Origin of the sequence: Bdellovibrio bacteriovorus, from assembly GCF_002208115.1 — a bacterium.
GTDB lineage: Bacteria > Bdellovibrionota > Bdellovibrionia > Bdellovibrionales > Bdellovibrionaceae > Bdellovibrio > Bdellovibrio bacteriovorus_C.
This window is the reverse complement of sequence record NZ_CP020946.1, coordinates 2,526,313-2,545,029: the sequence shown is the minus strand read 5'-3', so window position 1 is coordinate 2,545,029 and position 18,717 is coordinate 2,526,313. Positions and strand designations below refer to the sequence as shown.

The window sequence follows — 18,717 nt, the reverse complement described above, 5'->3', positions numbered from 1 at the left end:
CCGCGTAAGCTGAAGCAGTACTGGAGTAACTTGCATGAATTCTCTTTTGGCAAAAGCGGACTGGATGAATCGTGACGACATCAGACCCTATGTCTTTGTTCGTCCCGAAAATCAGATCGCTCAGCCGGGCTCTGTGCACCGTAATGACTGGTTCACCCAGTCGCCGGTATTTAAGAATCCTCTGGATGTGAAAGAGCTGGCCTTTGCTGATCGCATTTATTCTTTGGAAGAGCGTGCCTTCGGGCCTTCAAATATGGCGATGCCTCGCTGGGTCTTTTATGACTGCGCGGTGATGCCGGGTTTTGTGGCGGGCTTTGCGGCTCGTCCGTCGGCTCTTTCTAAGGCGGCGCGTGAGGCGCTGGACCCCAAAAAGTTCCCGGCCAGCCTTTCTCCGATCAAATCCTCCGGGGTTTTAAAAGAAGTTGAGTCCCTGGACGACATGGACTGGGTCCCGTTGTCCCTGTTTATCATCATCCCGACAATGCATAAGGGCGAGTGGGTGGCGCACAATCTGTGCTCCGTGAACTCGTTATTGCCAAAGGAAGAGCAGTTCTACGGTCTGGGTTTCCTGTCCAAGGCCTTTGGTCTTTGGTATGCCAACGTGGAGCAATGCTCCGGGATGACCCAGTGGGGAAGTCCGGCTTTGAAGCTGCACTCGCATTATGGTCATTTAGAGGTAATTGGGGCTTACGCTCCGGTGCATTCTCATGCTAAAACTATTACTTACCGCGTACAGGTAAATACCCAGTGCTGGGAAAAGTTCTTTAACAAGGAACCGGACCTGGCCTTCCTGGAACACTACGGACCGACAGGCACGTTCATCGATCCGAAACAGGAAATGAGTATGTTGAACTTCCAGCAGCGCATTGAGCGCGGAGAGGGCCCTTTCTACCTGAGTGCAGGGGAGATTGCCCAAAAGAAGCTCGACGAACAATTGATGATTTATAGTTTGAAACAACAATACTAGATAGGAAGATACAAATGTCCATGAATACCCTGCCACCGGTCGCGAAGTCCTTTTTTGCGTTCTGTAAAAAATGTGATGCTGACAGATACCATGTAGTTCTGGCGCACACTTCGGCGACTTCCGCAAAGATCAAATGCGAGATCTGCGGTTCTCAGAAGACATATTCTCTTCCTAAAGCTCAAACTAAAACCGGCAAGCCTTTGACGGGTGCTGCGGCGAAAAAACGTGAGCAGACGATGAACTCCCGCAAATCCAGCCACCGCAATGAATACGACATGCTGATGGCCAACGATTCGGCAGCAACTGCGACTTACAACATGAAGGGCAAGTTCGAAAAGAACACCAAGCTGCAACACCCTAAGTTCGGCCTGGGCTTCATCAAAGACGCTTTGACCGATAAAATTGAAGTTGTGTTCGAAGACGAAGTTCGTACTTTGATCCACAACCGTCAGTAATTTTTTATAGAATCGAAAAATAATGGATTGGTTTAAGGGGCTCAACCCCGAGCAACAAAAGGCCGTGAAGCACAACTTCGGGCCTTTGTTGATTTTGGCGGGTGCCGGTTCAGGCAAGACAACGGTTCTGGTTTCCAGAACAGGACGACTGATTTCAGAGCGTGTGGCACAGGCTCAGGAAATCTGCGTGCTTACTTTCACCAACAAAGCCGCGCGCGAGTTGAAACATCGCGTGGGCGCAAAGCTGGGAAGCTCTGGAACGGGAATGTGGGCAGGGACCTTCCACTCGTTCGGACTGCAGATTTTGCGCCGGTTCCACAAACATGCGGGTCTTTCCCCGTATTTCGGCATTGTCGATCAAAGTGACTGCAATGCCATCGTCAAAGACCTGATCAAAGACATCAAAAACTCGGGCAAAGACAAGTTCGATGCCGACAAGATCCTGAACATGATCAATGACCGTCGCACGGGCATGGCTCCGCAGACGGAAGGCTTTGACGAATATCACGAGATGGTCGAAGTCCTGACACCGAAATTCACCAAACGCCTGGAGCATCTGGGGGTGGTGGACTTTGAAGGCCTTTTGATCAAACCCATCACGTTGTTTAAAGAAAATCCTGAAATCCTGGAAAAAGTGCAGGGCATGTTCACGCAAGTGATGGTCGATGAGTTCCAGGACACCAACCGTTTGCAGATGGATCTGATTGCGCAGATCGTGCAAAGCCACAACAACATCGCGGTGGTGGGTGACGATGACCAGTCGATCTATGGCTGGCGTGGGGCGGAAGTGAAGAACATCTTAAACTTCCCGCAGGAATTCACACCTTGTGAAGTGATCAAGCTTGAACGCAATTATCGTTCTTCCGCAGAAATTCTGGCGGTGGCGAATGCGGCGATTTCCAAGAATAAAAACCGTCACGGCAAGATCCTGCGCCCGCAGGTCGCGGAAGACACCGGCCAATTGCCGGAATTGTTCATTCTGGATCGTGAAGAGGACGAATGTGAATTCGTCGTCAGTGAAATCCTGAATTTCCAAAGACAGGGCTATACCTACAAGGACATGGCCGTGCTTTATCGTTCCAACACACAAGGCGGCTTGATTGAGTCCTCTTTGCGTCGTGCGAATGTGCCTTATCATATCTCGGGTGGCACTTCGATCTTTGACCGTCGCGAGATCAAGGATCTGATGGCTTACCTGAAGCAGGCATTGGCTCCGAATGAAGTGTCCCTTCGTCGTATCATCAATGTGCCTTCACGTGGGATTGGTGACACGTCCATCGAAAAACTGAGTGAGTTCGCTCTTAAAAAACGCATCAACTTCGTCGACGCCTGCCGATTCTGGCAAGAGGCAGGTGTGCAGGACAAGGCCGGCGCCGCCATTGATGATTTGATGATGTTCGTTGAAAACCTTCCGAAAAACATCCTCGATTTCCAGGTGGGGTCTTCACCGGGGGCGAAGATGGTTCAGATCTTCCAGGACATCGGATACCGCGAATACGTTTACGGAACCGCAGCGGATCCAACCAGTGCCGAGAAAAAATGGATGGTCGTTGAAATTTTGGGACGCATCCTGGATTCATTCCTGGGGCGTCGCTCTTATGACGTGGAAAGCATCAAGTCCTTTGTGGATTGCATGCTTTTGCGTGACGATCTGTCCGAAGAAGAACTGGAAAACAAAGTTCAACTGATGACCTTGCATGCCTCCAAGGGCCTTGAGTTCCCGGTGGTGATTTTAGCGGGCCTTGAAGAGGATCTGTTGCCGCACAAGAATCTGGGGTCTGACATCGATGAAGAACGTCGTTTGTTCTATGTGGGTGTCACGCGCGCGAAAAAGCGTCTGGTGATGTCACGCTGTCAGCAGCGCAAGAAGAACGGCGCGGTTCGCCCGGTGGCACCTTCCAGATTCCTGCTGGAGCTTCCTAAAGAGCTTTACACTGAATTCCCTCTGGGCGCTCGACCTGTGGTCGGGCAGGAACGTGAGGATTTAGTTGCAAGTTTCCTGTCGAAACTGGATAGTAAGCTGGGAACTGCCAAAAAATAGGAATTTTCTCACAATACTTGAATCCACTGACTTTTAAAATGAGCATCTGTCGCTTTCGTCTCGGAGAGCTAAGGATGCTCATTAAAATGCCGATCAAAAAACTGTAAAAGTTTTCTGAGAGGTTCCCATGAAACGTCCAACGCCCACCCAGTCAGAAAGCCCGTTCGGGTTTGATGAATTCTTTTTCTCCACCACCGACAAGCGGGGCGTGATCAGGTACGGAAACGACGTCTTTGTTCGCGTCAGTGTTTATCCCAAAGAATCCATGTTAGGGGCTCCGCACAGTTTGATTCGTCATCCAGACATGCCGCGTGCGGTGTTTAAAGAATTCTGGAACTTTCTAAATCAAGGGAAAGCCGTTGGTGCTTACGTCAAGAATCTGGCGGGTAATGGCAGTTACTATTGGGTCTATGCCTTTGCGTTTCCGATTGACGATGGATATCTGTCCGTTCGTTTTAAGCCTTCCTCTGAATTGTTCTCGGTCGTACAGGGGCTTTATGGTGAAGTCTTGGCTTATGAAAAAGAGCACACTCTGGAAGAGTCACATCAGTATCTGATGCTTAAGATCCAAGAGGCCGGTTTTCCTGACTATGAAAGCTTTATGATGAAAGCGGTCATGGAAGAGCTTAAAGCCCGGGCGGTACAAGTTCTTGAATCCGAATCGCATTCGTCAGGAGCGAAGGGTGCTGGGCAAATTACTGCAGTCACTAATTCCGCCACCCGCAAGTTGAATGACGTCTTTGAAAAGCTGCGGGACTTTCAAGGGGCCAATCAAAGCCTTGATAATGCCATGGGCCGACTGGATCAGGGCTTTCAGCAGTTGAAGTTTATTTCCATCAACATGAAAATTGCCGCAGCCAAATTCGGTGAGATAGCAGCAAGTCTGGGCGTTGTTTCCCACGAGTTTTCAGTGTTGTCAGGGACAATTGAAAAACACCTGGGCGGTCTGTCTGGTTTTGTTGAGGAGCTGTCAGGCGTGATTCAGAAGTGTGTTTTGCGTGCGGCGGCTTTGAATGTGCAGATGCTGATGGTGGACTTTTTCGTTCGCGAATCCATCGCGAAGCTGGCGTCGTCGGAAAATGCTTTCGACGAAATGCTGCAGAATCAAAAGGCCTTTTCCGATCTGTTTGCCCAGTACTGCCGAAACCTTGAAAAAGAGTTTTCCGAGCTTAAGAAAAGCCTGTCGGCGATTTCCTATGAGATGCTGGAAGTGGCCAAGTTCGTGACCGGCCTTGAGGTGGTTCGTCAGATGGGGGCGATTGAATCAGCCCGCACGACCGAAATCAAAAACAGCTTCACTCATTATCTGGAAGCCATGGATGATTTCATCCAGTTGCTGCGTGAAAGCACCGGTGAAATCGGCCGGGGGGTGACGTCGTTGACTTCAAATTCAGAGTTCATCGTGTCATCCATCCGCAATATCTCGGGCAACGTGGATCAGATCTTTGCTCTTGCATCCTCGCAAGAGCAGCAGAAAGCCAGCTAATCAGCCTTTCATGGCTTCTTTGAATTCCGGCGGCAGCGGGGCTTCAAGCGAGTGTTTGTAGCCATTGATCATCACGGTCATGCGTGCGGCATGCAGGAACATGCGTTTGGTTTGGTAAATATTCGCCATGCGTTCATTGTACTTGGGATCGCCGTAACGAGTGTCGCCCACGATGGCATGACGGATCAGGGCCGTGTGTTTGCGGATCTGGTGCTGGCGACCGGTGATCAGGCGCACTTCCACCAGGGAAAAATATTTGTTGGCCTCAAGCACTTTGTAAAGGGTGCGGGCTTCCACCCGGTCTTTTAAAAGTCCCTGAGGGTTTTTACGTCCCTCGGCCTTGTCGGAAATGGGAGTGTTCCATTCCTGCCAGTCGGTGCTGACCGGCATTTCACCCCGCAAAAGTGCGTAGTAGGTCTTTTCCACGCTGTGTTCCTGAAACTGCCCGGAAAGATTGGCGGCTGTTTCGGCATCCAGTCCCACCAGCAACAAACCGCTGGTTTCTTTGTCCAGACGATGCACCGGGTGAATGTCCTGATAGCTTCCCGGTGTTAGCTGTTTTTTTAGCAGTGTGCGAACGTCGGGGGGATCGTTATGAACGGAAACTCCTGAAGGTTTGTTGATGACCAGCCAGTGTTTGGATTTTTCAAGGATGGGGATTTGGATGGGAGCGGGCTGGCGGTTCATGGGATCTCCTTCAGAATTTTCTGCACCTCTTCCGTGGGCAGATCCTGAGTGGTCAGTGGACTTTCAAACAGGGCTCTTTCTTTACGGGAGATCGCCAGTGAATGCACGGAAATTAAAACAATCAGGTTGAACAGAAATCCGCCCCAGCTCAGAAACAGGAAAAAAGTTCCCATCAGCAGGATGTTCTTTTCATAGGACTTCAGATTTTGCTCTTCGGCGCCTTCAGTGAAGGTTTCAACTTCCGAGCGCGACTCGCGCCAGTAAAGACCGACTTTTTGCAGGTTTTTTTGAAGCTGTCGATACGCAGGGGATTTGACCTTTTTTCGGTGCATCCACAGGTGCAGTCCGGTGACGGAAGCCGAGGGGATCCAACCGATGACATAGGCGGCGGCAAGTTCGGGGGCCATAGAGGTCCTTTCAAGAACTTTGTAAGCTTATTCCTTTGGCTGATTCTTAGCAAGCCTGGGCCCGGGGGTTTGAGGCAGCAAAGGGTTGCGGGGCAAAATACAACAAGGGAGGTTTCTATGAATCCGAACATCAATGAGTTCCTGGACTTTCTGGATAAAGAAGACGACACGGATTATGGCGACTTCAAGCGCGAGGTGGACCTGCATTTAATGCAACTGGCAGAGTCCTTGCGTCCGCTAAGTAATGAACAAGTCCTGCAATTGCGCCGCATGCGCGAGCAATTACTCTGGTCCTATAAGGACGACATTGAAGAAATGCGCTCTCTGCTAAAGCAGGAGGTCAGTCACCTTGAGGATTTTGGACCTTCCTAGATTTTTCGCGCTGCGTGTTTCCAAGCGGAACACCCCCTTGTAGGCTTGAAGGACTGACGGAGGTCCTTCATGTCCACTTTGGCGCAACAGGAGTTTTGCATTACTCTCAGCGATTTGGCCTCGTTCATGGAGATTCCTCCAAATCAAATCAAAGCCAAGGCTGAAAAGACTCTGCAACGAAAGATCAAATCGCCGTGGCTGCTGCCGGAAGAAGCCCGTCAACTGTTGCTGGCAGAGGGGTACAAATATCCCCACAAAGTCATTTCCATTCAAATGCTGAAGGGTGGGGTGGCGAAGACCACATCCGTCCTGAATATGGGCCTGCGAGCCGCCATGTACGGGGCACGTGTTTTGTTTGTGGATCTGGATCAGCAGGCGAATCTGAGTTTCGCCTTGGGGGTGGAGGACGAATCCCTGCCGGTCTGGGTGGATATCGTTGAAAAAAAGAAGAGCATCGACGAGTGTGTGCGCTTTATCGAGCCGCATGTTGATTTGATTCCGTCCAGTCTGAACAATTCAGTCTTGGACCGGGTGTTGCTAAACTCCAATCGCAACTGGTCTTTGGCGGTGAAGGCTCCGCTGGAAAAAATCAAGCACCGCTATGACCTGATCCTGATCGATACTGCGCCGGCCTTGAGTGCCACGAACACGGCGGTGACCGTGGCTTCCGACGAGGTGATCTTGCCGGTGAATCCGGACAAGTTCGCCTTTATGGGCCTGCAAAAGAACTTGAGCGAACTGGAGGACATCCGCAGTGACTTCAGTCTGGAGTTCTCGCGTAAAGTTCTCTTTACCAAGTTCGATGGACGTGAGAAGTTCAGTCATGAGCTTTTACAAAAGTGCATAGAGTCTTTTGAAGACTCGCTGATGAAGGGTTATATTCGAACCTCAGCCGAGGTGAAGAACACCGTGCGCTCCGGTAAAAGCCTTTATGCCGGAAAGTCTCCGATCAAAGCCGACTATGATTTTGTAACCCGCGAAATGTTGGGATTTGTTTAAAAGGAAGTAAACATGCCAGAGATCAAACATTACGACGCAAAGAAGAAGCATCATCATCCAAAAAAACGCCGTCCTCACCACGAGGCTCAGGCTGAAATCGACGAAGCCGCCGAAATTCGCGGTGACGCCGAAGAAATCATCGACGAGGCTCATGCTACGATGAGCGAGGCCCAAGCAACGATGGAAGCCGCTGATGAAATCAACACCGAAGCGCAAAACGAAGGCGTAAAAGCGGATGAGTCCATGCGTGAAGCCAAAAAAATGGTTTCCGAAGGTGCCCCGGTTTATTCTGAAGACACCGTGGATTCTGACATTCATCATCCTGAAGAAAAGGTTCACTTGGAATTCTATGGCAGCGAAGTGATCCGTCAGAAAGCCCCGAAAGTGATGGAAATCGCCGACACCGTGGCTGATGAATGGAAGAAAGACGGGCAGTTTGAAGGTTTGCCAGTTGGAAACCCGATCGCCCAGATGGCAGCAGCAAAAGCTTTGCGCACGGCCAAGGATGTTGATAAGAAGCTTGAAGAAAAAGGCGTCTATGCCATGGCTAAAATGGGCATTGACCTTATCAAATCAAAAATCGAAAAAAGAAATCACTAAAGAATGTCCCGAGAAAAACGCATCCGTGAAATCCTGACCCAATCCCTGGCTCCTCAAGAGCTAGGGGTGGAAAACGAAAGCCACATGCATTCAGTGCCACCAAATAGCGAAACTCATTTCAAAGTTTTGGTGGTTTCTGACTCATTCGAAGGCAAGTCTCGTATCGACCGCCAACGCATGGTTAACGATCTATTGAAGTCGGAACTTCAATCAGGCCTGCATGCTCTCACGCAAAAGGCTCTAACGCCGACTGAATGGGCAACACAAAAAGACACTCTGAACTTTGTCTCCCCAGAATGCCTGGGCGGCAGCAAGCACGACAAAAAATAAGCACGCAGGTTCATCTGCGGAGCTGCCGGCGCGAACCGCCGCAGGCGGCGGCAACTGAGCCCGGACGGCGTGCCCCAGAGCTGCAAGCAGCCCCAGCCCGTCATCAAGGCCATCCCCGCATCCATCGGGTGCCAGTTCTATTCGTCGAATTGATTGAGTTTGGATTTAAGCTCGCCCAGAAGGCGTTTGACTTCCTGCAACTGCTCTTCGTCAGGGGACACCTTGTTGGCGGCCTCTTCTGTCAGAGTTTCCCATGTGTTGAGGGCGTGCTTCAGGTCAGAATTCAGGTTGCCGAACAGCGACTTTTTGGACGACGGCTCACGCTTCTCCGGCTTTTCCGGGGAATTCGGCGTGTCAGTATTCGAATTTTGCTGCCGCTCTAGGTTGTCGCCACTCATTAAATACTAATTTCTATCCGTAAATTCTAAGCTATTGCTTAATTTTTGTGCCGGAAACCCGGCTTTCTATCAGAAGCGCATCCTGCGCTAGGGGCGATAGTGTGATAAATGGAACTCCATTTGACAAGCGTTTTCGGGCTGGTAAATTACTTCGTTTATAGACGAAGTCAGGGCCGAAACCGGTCTTTTTAGGAGTGTGACGTCATGTCTCAAGAGATTATCTACACAATGAAGGGCGTAAGTAAAGTATATCCTCCACAAAGATATGTGTTGAAGGATATTTATCTTTCTTACTTCTATGGCGCCAAGATTGGTGTTTTGGGTCTGAACGGCTCTGGTAAATCCACTTTGCTCAGAATTATGGCAGGCGTGGACAAGGACTTCCTGGGTGAAGCCTTCCCTTCCAAGACAATGAAAGTCGGCTATTTCGAGCAGGAACCTCAGTTGGATGAAACACTGACGGTGAAAGAAAACATCTTCGCCGGTATGGGCGAGTTGCCGAAAGTAATGAAAGAATACAACGCGATCAACGACAAGTTCTCTGACCCGGATCTGGATCCGGACGAGATGAACAAGCTGATCGAAAAGCAGGGTGCTCTTCAGGAAAAACTGGAAGCCCTGGGTGCCTGGGACGTCGATCAAAAGATCGAAATCGTGATGGACGCTCTTCGTTGTCCAGATGGTGATTTGCCGGTGACGAACCTTTCCGGAGGTGAAAAACGCCGTGTGGCTTTGGCCCGTTTGATCATGTCTGAACCGGATATTCTGCTTTTGGACGAGCCGACGAATCACCTGGATGCGGAATCCGTGGCGTGGCTTGAACAATATCTTTCCAAGTTCCCGGGAACTGTGATCGCGGTGACGCACGATCGTTATTTCCTGGATAACGTGGCTGGCTGGATCCTTGAGCTGGATCGCGGTGAAGGCATCCCTTGGAAAGGCAACTACACTTCCTGGTTGGAACAAAAAGACAAGCGTCAGGCGAACGAAGCCAAAGATCAGGCCCGCAAGGCCCGTACCTTGGAAAAGGAATTGGATTGGATCCGTCAGGGCGCGAAAGCCCGTCAGGCAAAATCCAAAGCTCGTATCTCGAACTACGAAAACCTGTTGAAGGAGGCTTCTCCGGAAAAAATCCAGGAGATGTCCATCTATATCCCGCCAGGACCTCGTCTGGGCGATATCGTGGTGGAAGCCCACAACATCACCAAAGCCTACAACCACAAAGTTCTTTTGGATGACGTGAGCTTCACGATTCCAAAAGGGGCGATCGTGGGTGTGATCGGTCCGAACGGTGTGGGTAAATCCACGTTGTTCCGCATGATCACCGGCAAAGAGCAGCCTGATTCCGGCACATTCAAAGTCGGTGAAACAGTGAAGATCGCTTACGTTGACCAGACTCGTGAGACTCTGGATCCGAACAAGTCCATTTACGAGGAACTGTCCGGTGGTGCTGATGTGATCCAGTTGGGCACGCGTGAAATCAATGCGCGTCAGTACGTTTCCTGGTTCAACTTCTCGGGTTCTGACCAGCAGAAAAAAGTCGGTCAGTTGTCCGGTGGTGAACGCAACCGTGTGAATATGGCAAAAATCCTGAAGCAGGGTGCGAACTTGTTGCTTCTGGATGAGCCGACGAATGATCTGGACGTCAACACCATGCGTGCGCTGGAAGAAGCATTGTTGGAATTCGGTGGATCTGCCGTGGTGATCTCGCACGATCGTTGGTTCCTGGATCGTGTGTGCACGCACATCATGGCCTTTGAAGGTGATTCCAAGATTGAATTCTATCCTGGCAACTTCACCGAGTACGAAGAAGACCGCAAACGTCGTTTGGGCGAAAATGCCGGTCCAAAACGTGTTCGTTTCAAAATGGTGTAATAGCTGATGAAAAATCAGTGGGTGAGAGCAGGGTTATTCCTGCTCTTTCTTTTTGTCGCATCCAAGGTGGTACCGGCCGGTTCCATCGATCCCTGGGGGCTTTTCCGTCCCCAGAAGATTCTTTTCATGTTTTTTGCCCTGTCTGCGCTGCAGGTGATGGGGAAGGTGTTGTCTTCCTTTGTCGGTCATCGGGCCGGTACTTTGATGACTGGCTTTTTAGGGGGCTTGCTTTCAAGCACGGCCACCACCGTTCGTTTGGCTAAGGACAGTCATGACACGGAAGGGTCGCAAAGTGTTCGGATGGCAGCTTTGCACGCGGCGATTCTGGCCATGTTGCTGCAAGCGGTTGTGTTGGTGGGCGCTGGCAGTGTTGAAGCACTACGGGTCGTATCCTTGCATTTCCTGATTCTGTTCCTGATCACGATGGTGATGGCGGTGGTTTTGTGGCACAGGCAAAGTCGCCCCCGAGGTCTGACCACGGGCCCGGAAAAAGTTCTGGATGTCTGGGAGTCGCTGAAGCTGACGGTGTTTATTGTCCTGATTCTGGCGGCCAGCCGGGGAGCGCAAACCTGGCTGGGTAACGACGGCCTGATGGTTCTGACCTTTATTGTGTCGTTGTTCGAAGTTCACGGGTCTTTGATTTCCACAGCTCAGCTTTTGGCGGCGGATCAGGTCAGTCTTGCTCAATATGAAAAACTGGTAGAGATCTCTTTGCTTGCAAGTTTTGTTTCAAAGCTGTTTTTGATTGTGACCCTGTCCAGTGCGCCCTTTAAAAAACGGGCTGTCGTCAGCCTGATGCCGGCTGTGCTGTTTTTACTTCTGCACCTTTTGGGCTGGATTCACATTTAGTTCTGACACATGTACACGACGCGAATATCATAGATGGCATTTCCCGTGGCCGCGGTGTCCGTAGAGAACCCAAACCCCCCATTCGCATTGGCCGTGCATGATCCTGGGCATCCTGGATAAACTGATTCATTTGGGCCTAGTGCGGCTAGATTATTTTCTGTACCCGAAATAACGCTTTTGGAAATGTAGCCAACGCAAGTCGCATTTGGGACTCCGTCGGTGCATTCTGCGGCAATCCAGTTGTGAACATTGTATGCCGCCACTGTTGTTCCCGTCTGAGTCACGTAAGAGCAAACGGTCATTCGTCCGATGGGAGCACTGGTTCCGATCTTTACCGCGCCGTTGACTTCCAGCTTGGCCGTCGGGTTGGTTGTGCCGATGCCGACATTGCCGTTGTGGTTGATGACCATTTTCTCGGAAGCCCCTGAGGCACCATTTGTGGTGGTGTGGAAGGTGATCTTCGCACCACCGGCCGAAGTGGTATGAGCTTCCGTCGCATAGAAGTTCACGGCGGCATTTCCACCGTTTTGATATTGAGTGCCGTTGTAAGCAAAGGCTGTCAGGCTGGTGATGGCTTGGCCGCTGGAGACCGCAACTGGAGAAGCAAGGGTTCCAGCACTTTGATACCCTGAGAATGTCGCAATTTCCACCGTACTTGCGACAAGAGCTGAAATGCGTCCGCCGACATCAGTGCCTTCACCCAGGGCCTGAACACCCGCACGATGGGGGTGAACCGCAGAAGATGGCACCCGGGTCGCGATTTGCAAAGGGACTGTCGGGGCGGTTGTGCCAATACCGATGTTTCCCGCACCTGTGATACGCATGCGTTCGGCATCGGTACCAGCAGAGGCGGTGAAGAATCTTAAGTTTCCGTTCACGGCTGTGGCAAAGTCGGTTTCAGCCGAAGAAGAAATGCGTGCGCTATAGGCGTGTGCGGTATTGTCCCAACCGCGGAACGCCAAAGTTCCGATAGTGTCGTTGGCCAAAAGTGGATTGCGGGTCGCGGTTGTGCCGCGGGAACGAGTCAGACTGATTTGCGGCAGGGCTGTTTCGGAATTTACGCCTTCCAGATAGATGTCGTCACCATAGTCCGTACCATCACCCACGATATGCAGTCGGCGGGTCGGGGAGGTGGTGCCGACACCAATCATTCCGTCACTGGCCAGGCGCAGTTTTTCAGTTCCGTTCACACTGAAGCCCAGTATGTTGGTGCCCGGGAACATTCCCGAGGTGCTGTATCCACCGAAGGAATATGTCGGATTGGCAGCATTGAAAGATCCGCCACCCAAGCGCATCAAAGGCCCGAAAGAGCCATTCAAAGTCAGGGAGGTGGCGCTTAAATCCATGGCCAGATTTCCTCCGGAAGTGAATTTCATGATTCCGCCGTTATTGGAAATGCCTGTGGATGGGCTGCTGGAGAAGCTTATCGAAGGCGCATTCCAGGCACCATCCGCCAGGTAGATCTTTCCGGCGCTGGTGATATTGTAAGACGCCATATTTAGATTGGCGGTCGCGGTGTGATTTCCCAGATTGTCGCCCACGGACGGCAGCAGTGCCGCCGGGACTTTTCCAGTGCCATCCAGCTCAACCAGATTTCCTGCAGCAGTCCCGAAATCCTTGGTGGAAGCCGTGCCCAAGCCCGATACCTGCGTGTTGCTGATGGCAATATCCGAACACGAGAAGGTGTCGGTGATCGCACTCCAGTTCAAAGTCTTATTGGCCGTAGCGCAGGCCGCCGGCATCTGGGCATTGCCGGTCACGGTGGAGCGAAGCTGTCCGAATCCAAAATACTGATTGTTCCACTTGGTATTGTCGTAAACCAGAACTTGTCCCAATAGCGGTGTCGCAGAAGCCACCGCCGTGCCTTGGATCTTTTCAACTTTGGTGTTGCTGAGCCCCGCCGTTGAAGTCACATCGCCAGCGACATTCGGAATGTCTGTGGCCGTGGCGTTGGAAGCCGCTGTGACAAGGCCTTTGGCGCTGACAGTCACCCGGTTGTAAGTGCCGGCAGTCACGCCGGAGTCATTCAAAGAAATGACCGGAGCGGTTCCGCCCGAACTTGCAATCGGAGCCGAGGCCGTCACACCCGTGACAGTGCCTCCGCTGGAAGTGACGGTTGTCCAGGAAAGCTTTCCGGCCCCGTCGGTTTTTAAAAGTTGTCCGTTCGTGCCGTCGGCGGCAGGCAGTTCATAGCTGCTGTTTCCCGAAAGAGCAGGGGCTTTCAGCTCCACATAGTTAGCTCCGCTGTACAGACGCACGCCGCTGGAGGTCTGAATCAGACCACTGGTGTTGATGGCGGTGGAACCCCCGATGGTGCCGGAAGTGATCGCGCTGCCAGAAACTTTTCCGGCAGTGGATATTGTCGCCAGTTTACTGTCGGCAATGGCCGCGGTGGCCGAGATGTCTTCATTCAAAATGGTCCCGTTCAGAATTTTACCCGTGGTCACGGCATCATCCTGAATCTTGGCGGTTGCAACCGTATTATCGTTCAATGTGACTGTGGCCGCCGGACTGCCAGAAGAGGAAACTGCCCCCGTCAAAGAGGTGATAGCTCCCGCAGTTCCGGAGTTGTCATCGGCCGGGGCCCAGTTGGTCCCGTCAAATTTCAAAACTTTTCCGGAAACCAAGCCGGTATTTACAACCGGGGTTCCTTTGATGCGATCCACAGAAGTCGCACTTTGCGTGCCAGAAACATCCCCCGTTAAATTGCCAGTGAAGCCCGCAGAGCTGCCTGCAATGTTTCCGGAAACATTAGCGCCCGTCACCACGGGCGCTGTGCATTCGAAAGTTCCAGCCGGAGCAATATGGCGAAGGTAAGTCCCGGCACCACACACCGGCAAAGAGGCTTTAGCCACAAAGTCGCTGGCTACGTTGGAGCCCAGTTTCAAAGCGCTTTGCGCCAGTTTGGCGTGACCGGCATAGGGAACAGAGCGGATTTCATTGTCTGGGGTGATCAGCTTCCAGCCTGTGCCGTCATGGAACTGCACACGCAAAAGGCGTTTGTCATCGGCAACCGGAGTGTAAGAGCCACCGCCCTCACAAGGAATAGCGACCGAGTTGTCAAAACTGTCCAGTAATTTAAAGCCCGGTGCTGCGGGGTAGTTCTTCGTGCCTGTGCCAATAGGCACATCGAAGACGCCAGAGGAATTGCGCATGTCAATGGCGCTGGAAGTTTCACGGTAAAGCACGCAGGAGCCAGTGGGGTTGGTGATCGAAAACTCGAATTGAACTCCGTTGACTTCAAGGGCTTCGCCTTGAGAGTTTCTTATGCGTCCCTGATAGGTGAGTGAGCCTGGTGTGGCCAAAGCCCACGACGAAAGAAAAAGAACTGTGATTCCGGTGACGTACAGTTTTCCCATGGAATACTTATCGGCTCATTGTGGGCACGGATTCAGGAAATTTTAATAATTCTTTGCAAGGCGAGGGGGTTTAGAGTCTTAAATCGAGACAACTAAAGGACGGTCTTGGCCAGCGGCATCTTCAGAACCACCAGAGTGCCACTCGGGGCAGAGGAGCTGGTTTCCTCACTTGAGAAGATCTCAATCGTCCCATCCATCATCTGCAGGTACTCGCGCACCAGCGGCATGCCATAGCCAGTGCCTTTTTCGCCTTGAGTTCCCGGGCGGGTGGTCTGGGAATTCAGGTTGAAGATATTGGCCAGGATCTCTTTGGGAATGCCGATTCCATAATCGCGGATCTCGATGATCACTTCGGTTTCCGTCGGGTAGGCGCTCAGGTCTATCCGTTCGCCGGGGTGAGAGAACTTGATGGCGTTATTGATAAGGTTCTGCAGCACCACGCTGCTCAGGATGGTTTTTTCACCATTGATAGGCATGCGGTCGCGGGAGATATCCAACTGCATTTTGATGCCTTTTTGCTGGGCCGTGGCGACGGTGTTTTCGTAAACCTCGTTCAGCACCATGGTCAGATTCAAAGGCTTCAGCGGCATGGCAGCTTTTCCGTCTTTCACGGACTTTAGATGGCGCACCTGCGCCAGCAGATTGACGATGTCATCCACCGCACGTTCGATTTTGTCCAGCTCCTGGGCGCCGGACAGGTTTTCCTCCCGGTCTTCTTTGGCTTTGACCAGATTGTAGGTCATAGATGACAGGGTGTTGGCGATATCGTGAATCAGAACACGCAGCAGGTTTTCCACGTCGAGGTTTTTCTCCTCAAGGTTCTTCATCAGGCTCTTTTCCCCACGGATGTAGTAGTGGGTGTTAAAGGCCGAGAACAGCAGGAAGACCACGACATTGAAGAGCTTTTCACGGTTATAGTCGCCATATTCAGCAATGACGTTGGGGCCGAACCCTTGAGCCTGTGCGTACCAGAAGAACCCCAGGATCACAAGGACTGCCAGATACCCACCGATGGCCCCCGGAACTCCCACCAGGATGCCACAGACCAAGGGGATGGCCGTCAGCCAGAAGATACCCGGCGCCTCAACACCGCCCGACAGGTAAAGCAAATAGGCCAGGATCAGGGAGGACATCGTGCCCATGATACAGGCAGAGATCAGATAGTTTTTCAGCAGTCTTAGGCACACTTGTGGAACAATCAGCAGCACCACCCAGATCGGGATCAGGGCTGAGTTGTAGTCCGGGACCTTATATTGGAAGTTGAATTTAATTATATAGAGAAGCGAAACGGCGAGGGTAAGAAAATAGATGACCTTGAAATAGGTCAGTCTTTTCTTATAGGCATCCTCAGATGTAAAAGTCAGGTCTCGCATGGTGCTTTTTATTCCTGGTTGCTTCCTTAATGCAATATCGGCGCAGATGCAAAAGGTCTGAGGTTATTTCAGCAATGTAATCTTGTTTATCTGAAATTTGTTCGTACTAGAGTGAGACAAGGGGGCGCAAAGTCTCGTAGTGCGCTTTGAGCTCTACGAACTGCGGGGCATTTCCACCATGGTCGGGATGCAGAATCATCGCGGCCTGACGGAATGCCTTTTTCAATTCGCTTGCGGTGAAGCCGGCCGGAAGGTCATAGATCCAGCTTTTCAGAAACTCGTAAGCCTGTTGTTGTGACGGGGAAAAGTTATGAGCTTTGCGTTGTGGACGAACTTTAGGGGCCGGATATTGTCCACGTGGGGAGTTGAATTCTTTGCGACCAACCTGCCCCATCAGGAAGGCAAGGTGGGAGGGGTCGGCATTCAAAAGGCTTTCTTCCGAGGCGTTCACGAAGGATTCGGAACCCATTTTCTCTCTGAGAATTTGCTTAAAGCTTGCCTGAAAACTCATGCCTTTCTTATCGGTATAAGGGGTAAAAGGCTCAGTCCAGAAGGTCGTTTCCCAGTGAAAAACGGACTTTTTTAGAGGGGAAAAGGGGGCTTTCCCTAGGGGACACTAAGCTCATTCGAGATAAACAAGACTAAAAACCTAACGGAGGAATTTCGAATGGCAAAAGCAAAAGCTACTAAAAAAGCTACAACTAAGAAAGCAGCTCCTAAAAAAGCAGCAGCAAAAAAAGCAGCTCCAAAAGCAGCTAAAAAAGCCGCTCCTAAAGCAGCAGCTAAAAAAGCAGCTCCAAAAAAAGCAGCAGCTCCTAAAAAAGCAAAAACTGCTCGTAAACCAAACGCAGCTTTCATGAAAGCGTTGACTCCATCTGCAGCTTTGGCAGCAGTTGTTGGTGCTTCTCCACTTCCACGTACTGAAGTTGTTAAAAAACTTTGGGCTTACATCAAGAAGAACAACCTTCAAGACACTAAGAACAAAAGAAACATCAATGCTGACGCTAAATTGAAAGAAGTTTTCGGCGGCAAAACTCAAGTTTCTATGTTCGACATGACTAAACTAGTTTCCAAACACCTTAAGTAGTAGGTCGTTTGAAACGGGGAAAAAAGCCTAGGATTGCTCCTAGGCTTTTTTTTTGCCTTCGTTTCGGGGCTGGTGAAAAAGGCCCATCTCCTGCGTTGTCGGGCGGCCTTCTCGCTCCGACGTACCATGGGTACGCCTCCGCTGCGAGGGCAGCCCTCCGCCTTGTATATGGACCTTTTTGACCAGCCCCTCGTCCCGTCGTGTACTGTGGGCTTCCGCTTCGCGGGGTCGCCTTTTGGGCTCGACTTCGTCGTTGCGGGTATGGGCTTCCGCTTTGTGGGTCGCTTGGGCTTCGCCGCCCCCCTTGGTAGGGGTGGTGCTTGGCTTTTGGGGTGGTGGTTTATTAGCTCGATTTTAGAGGGGAAACGGCTGCTTTTATCAAAGGTGGGCTTGGATTTTCCCTGGTGGGAGTTGGGGTTTTGGTCTGTTCAAGGGTGGGGGGCTGTGCTATACCATCCTCTATGGGAATTAAGCCGCTTTCTTTGGAAGAAATCAAAAAGATGACTGTTGCCTGCCGTATTGCGGCCGACACACTCACTTACCTGGATAAATATATCAAAATTGGTATGACCACGAACGAGATCGATCAGCTTTGCTTCGATTTTATGGCGACCAAAGGTGCCAAGTCGGCATGTCTGGGGTATCATGGCTATCCTAAATACACTTGTACTTCCATCAATGAAGTTGTCTGCCATGGCGTTCCTGATGACAAAACCATCTTGAAAGACGGGGACATTATCAATGTCGACGTGACGGCTTGGATTGATGGTTTCTTTGGAGACACTTCCAAGATGTACATGATCGGTAACGTTTCTGATGAAGCCAAGGACCTGGTGGAAACCGCCCGTATGGCGCGTGATATCGGTATCGAAGCCATTCGTCCGAATGGTTATACCGGGGACATCGGTTTTGAAACGAACAAGCTTGTGACCCGCAAGGGTTATGTCGCCGTGAAAGAGATCGGTGGTCACGGTGTGGGCCGCAAGTTCCATGAAGAGCCGTTTGTTCCATCCTATGGCAAAAAAGGCAAAGGCGAGCGCCTGGTGCCGTTCCACTGTATCACCGTCGAACCGATGGTGAACCAAGGGACTGACGAAATCATCGAATTCGACATTCCAGGAAGCAGTATTAAGTACTATCATACTGCAGATAGTCTACTGTCCGCACAATTTGAACATACAGTTCTTGTGACGGATACTGGCTATGAAATCTTAACGCTGCCTTAAGCGGCGAAAGCCGGCAGAGCTGGAGTGCCGGTAGGCACGTAAGCTGAAGCAGATTTGAATTTAGAAACATAACAAGACAAGGACTTCAATCAAATGTCATTGACTACGACGAACGGAAAAACCGCTATGAAGAAAAATGCTAAAATGAAAGCTCCTACAGCAACTAAAGCTGCTGCTAAAACTCCAGTTGTTGACTACAGAGTCAG

Annotated in this window: 18 protein-coding genes; 12 read left to right on the top strand and 6 right to left on the bottom strand. The window is 51.1% G+C overall.

All coding sequences use genetic code 11. From position 1 onward, the window contains the following. Positions 1 to 34: 34 nt before the first annotated feature. The 4 genes from B9G79_RS12220 to B9G79_RS12205 all read left to right on the top strand — a co-directional run bounded on the left by B9G79_RS12220 (position 35) and on the right by B9G79_RS12205 (position 4,949). Entirely contained in the window at positions 35 to 967 is a 933-nt protein-coding gene (locus B9G79_RS12220) for a hypothetical protein (protein WP_088565755.1), read from the top strand. Between the two features lie 14 nt (positions 968 to 981). Continuing rightward, the gene (locus tag B9G79_RS12215; protein WP_088565754.1) at positions 982 to 1,422 is read left to right on the top strand and encodes a hypothetical protein; all 441 of its coding nucleotides are present in this window, start codon (positions 982 to 984) and stop codon (positions 1,420 to 1,422) included. A gap of 22 nt (positions 1,423 to 1,444) precedes the next feature. Then, on the top strand, positions 1,445 to 3,463 hold the full coding sequence (locus B9G79_RS12210) for an ATP-dependent helicase (protein WP_088565753.1): 2,019 nt from the start codon (positions 1,445 to 1,447) through the stop codon (positions 3,461 to 3,463). 127 nt (positions 3,464 to 3,590) lie between these two features. Continuing rightward, positions 3,591 to 4,949, top strand: a complete 1,359-nt coding sequence (locus B9G79_RS12205) for a PAS domain-containing protein (protein ID WP_088565752.1) — start codon at positions 3,591 to 3,593, stop codon at positions 4,947 to 4,949. Here B9G79_RS12205 and B9G79_RS12200 read toward each other — a convergent pair whose 3' ends face one another. Continuing rightward, positions 4,950 to 5,636: an RluA family pseudouridine synthase gene (locus tag B9G79_RS12200; RefSeq protein WP_088565751.1), complete on the bottom strand. Its 687-nt coding sequence runs from the start codon at positions 5,634 to 5,636 to the stop codon at positions 4,950 to 4,952. It lies immediately after the preceding gene. Further along, entirely contained in the window at positions 5,633 to 6,043 is a 411-nt protein-coding gene (locus tag B9G79_RS12195; protein ID WP_088565750.1) for a hypothetical protein, read from the bottom strand. Before B9G79_RS12195 ends, B9G79_RS12200 begins: the two co-directional genes overlap by 4 nt. 117 nt (positions 6,044 to 6,160) lie before the next feature. Here B9G79_RS12195 and B9G79_RS12190 point away from each other — a divergent pair, with 117 nt between their 5' ends. The 4 genes from B9G79_RS12190 (at position 6,161) to B9G79_RS12175 (ending at position 8,344) form a co-directional block, all read left to right on the top strand. Beyond that, complete coding sequence (locus tag B9G79_RS12190) at positions 6,161 to 6,415, top strand: hypothetical protein (protein ID WP_088565749.1); 255 nt, start codon at positions 6,161 to 6,163, stop codon at positions 6,413 to 6,415. 69 nt (positions 6,416 to 6,484) lie between these two features. Then, on the top strand, positions 6,485 to 7,414 hold the full coding sequence (locus B9G79_RS12185) for a ParA family protein (protein ID WP_088565748.1): 930 nt from the start codon (positions 6,485 to 6,487) through the stop codon (positions 7,412 to 7,414). A 12-nt stretch (positions 7,415 to 7,426) separates the two neighbouring features. Continuing rightward, the gene (locus tag B9G79_RS12180) at positions 7,427 to 8,014 is read left to right on the top strand and encodes a hypothetical protein (RefSeq protein WP_088565747.1); all 588 of its coding nucleotides are present in this window, start codon (positions 7,427 to 7,429) and stop codon (positions 8,012 to 8,014) included. Between the two features lie 3 nt (positions 8,015 to 8,017). Continuing rightward, positions 8,018 to 8,344: a BolA family protein gene (locus tag B9G79_RS12175; protein WP_088565746.1), complete on the top strand. Its 327-nt coding sequence runs from the start codon at positions 8,018 to 8,020 to the stop codon at positions 8,342 to 8,344. A 137-nt stretch (positions 8,345 to 8,481) separates the two neighbouring features. On the opposite strand, the gene B9G79_RS12170 is transcribed toward B9G79_RS12175, so the two are convergent. After that, a complete protein-coding gene (locus tag B9G79_RS12170) occupies positions 8,482 to 8,742 on the bottom strand; it encodes a hypothetical protein (protein WP_088565745.1) in 261 nt (86 codons plus the stop codon). A 204-nt stretch (positions 8,743 to 8,946) separates the two neighbouring features. Here B9G79_RS12170 and ettA point away from each other — a divergent pair, with 204 nt between their 5' ends. Together ettA and B9G79_RS12160 are read left to right on the top strand one after the other, a co-directional pair. Continuing rightward, positions 8,947 to 10,617 (top strand): energy-dependent translational throttle protein EttA, encoded by a 1,671-nt coding sequence (gene ettA / locus B9G79_RS12165; RefSeq protein WP_088565744.1) that lies wholly within the window; start codon positions 8,947 to 8,949, stop codon positions 10,615 to 10,617. 126 nt (positions 10,618 to 10,743) lie between these two features. Then, a complete protein-coding gene (locus tag B9G79_RS12160; protein WP_232468629.1) occupies positions 10,744 to 11,466 on the top strand; it encodes a DUF4010 domain-containing protein in 723 nt (240 codons plus the stop codon). Here the strand turns inward: B9G79_RS12160 and B9G79_RS12155 are convergent. From B9G79_RS12155 to B9G79_RS12145, 3 genes are all read right to left on the bottom strand, one after another. Further along, positions 11,463 to 14,825: a beta strand repeat-containing protein gene (locus B9G79_RS12155; protein ID WP_088565743.1), complete on the bottom strand. Its 3,363-nt coding sequence runs from the start codon at positions 14,823 to 14,825 to the stop codon at positions 11,463 to 11,465. The two genes, B9G79_RS12160 and B9G79_RS12155, sit on opposite strands and share 4 nt — an antisense overlap. A gap of 92 nt (positions 14,826 to 14,917) precedes the next feature. Further along, on the bottom strand, positions 14,918 to 16,198 hold the full coding sequence (locus B9G79_RS12150) for a sensor histidine kinase (protein WP_232468627.1): 1,281 nt from the start codon (positions 16,196 to 16,198) through the stop codon (positions 14,918 to 14,920). A gap of 106 nt (positions 16,199 to 16,304) precedes the next feature. After that, complete coding sequence (locus B9G79_RS12145; RefSeq protein WP_088565742.1) at positions 16,305 to 16,709, bottom strand: J domain-containing protein; 405 nt, start codon at positions 16,707 to 16,709, stop codon at positions 16,305 to 16,307. Positions 16,710 to 16,865: 156 nt separating this feature from the next. On the opposite strand from B9G79_RS12145, the gene B9G79_RS12140 reads away from it, so the two are divergent. Further along, positions 16,866 to 17,285: an SWIB/MDM2 domain-containing protein gene (locus B9G79_RS12140; protein WP_088565741.1), complete on the top strand. Its 420-nt coding sequence runs from the start codon at positions 16,866 to 16,868 to the stop codon at positions 17,283 to 17,285. 461 nt (positions 17,286 to 17,746) lie between these two features. Further along, complete coding sequence (gene map / locus B9G79_RS12130) at positions 17,747 to 18,511, top strand: type I methionyl aminopeptidase (RefSeq protein ID WP_088565739.1); 765 nt, start codon at positions 17,747 to 17,749, stop codon at positions 18,509 to 18,511. The last annotated feature ends 206 nt before the right edge of the window (positions 18,512 to 18,717 follow it).

Coding starts and splice junctions, on each gene's coding strand:
- map (WP_088565739.1), top strand. CDS start 17,747: ATGGGAATTAAGCCGCTTTCTTTGGAAGAAATCAAAAAGATGACTGTT.
- B9G79_RS12140 (WP_088565741.1), top strand. CDS start 16,866: ATGGCAAAAGCAAAAGCTACTAAAAAAGCTACAACTAAGAAAGCAGCT.
- B9G79_RS12185 (WP_088565748.1), top strand. CDS start 6,485: ATGTCCACTTTGGCGCAACAGGAGTTTTGCATTACTCTCAGCGATTTG.
- B9G79_RS12215 (WP_088565754.1), top strand. CDS start 982: ATGTCCATGAATACCCTGCCACCGGTCGCGAAGTCCTTTTTTGCGTTC.
- B9G79_RS12210 (WP_088565753.1), top strand. CDS start 1,445: ATGGATTGGTTTAAGGGGCTCAACCCCGAGCAACAAAAGGCCGTGAAG.
- B9G79_RS12150 (WP_232468627.1), bottom strand. CDS start 16,198: ATGCGAGACCTGACTTTTACATCTGAGGATGCCTATAAGAAAAGACTG.
- B9G79_RS12160 (WP_232468629.1), top strand. CDS start 10,744: ATGTTTTTTGCCCTGTCTGCGCTGCAGGTGATGGGGAAGGTGTTGTCT.
- ettA (WP_088565744.1), top strand. CDS start 8,947: ATGTCTCAAGAGATTATCTACACAATGAAGGGCGTAAGTAAAGTATAT.
- B9G79_RS12175 (WP_088565746.1), top strand. CDS start 8,018: ATGTCCCGAGAAAAACGCATCCGTGAAATCCTGACCCAATCCCTGGCT.
- B9G79_RS12195 (WP_088565750.1), bottom strand. CDS start 6,043: ATGGCCCCCGAACTTGCCGCCGCCTATGTCATCGGTTGGATCCCCTCG.
- B9G79_RS12200 (WP_088565751.1), bottom strand. CDS start 5,636: ATGAACCGCCAGCCCGCTCCCATCCAAATCCCCATCCTTGAAAAATCC.
- B9G79_RS12180 (WP_088565747.1), top strand. CDS start 7,427: ATGCCAGAGATCAAACATTACGACGCAAAGAAGAAGCATCATCATCCA.
- B9G79_RS12205 (WP_088565752.1), top strand. CDS start 3,591: ATGAAACGTCCAACGCCCACCCAGTCAGAAAGCCCGTTCGGGTTTGAT.
- B9G79_RS12145 (WP_088565742.1), bottom strand. CDS start 16,709: ATGAGTTTTCAGGCAAGCTTTAAGCAAATTCTCAGAGAGAAAATGGGT.
- B9G79_RS12190 (WP_088565749.1), top strand. CDS start 6,161: ATGAATCCGAACATCAATGAGTTCCTGGACTTTCTGGATAAAGAAGAC.
- B9G79_RS12220 (WP_088565755.1), top strand. CDS start 35: ATGAATTCTCTTTTGGCAAAAGCGGACTGGATGAATCGTGACGACATC.
- B9G79_RS12155 (WP_088565743.1), bottom strand. CDS start 14,825: ATGGGAAAACTGTACGTCACCGGAATCACAGTTCTTTTTCTTTCGTCG.
- B9G79_RS12170 (WP_088565745.1), bottom strand. CDS start 8,742: ATGAGTGGCGACAACCTAGAGCGGCAGCAAAATTCGAATACTGACACG.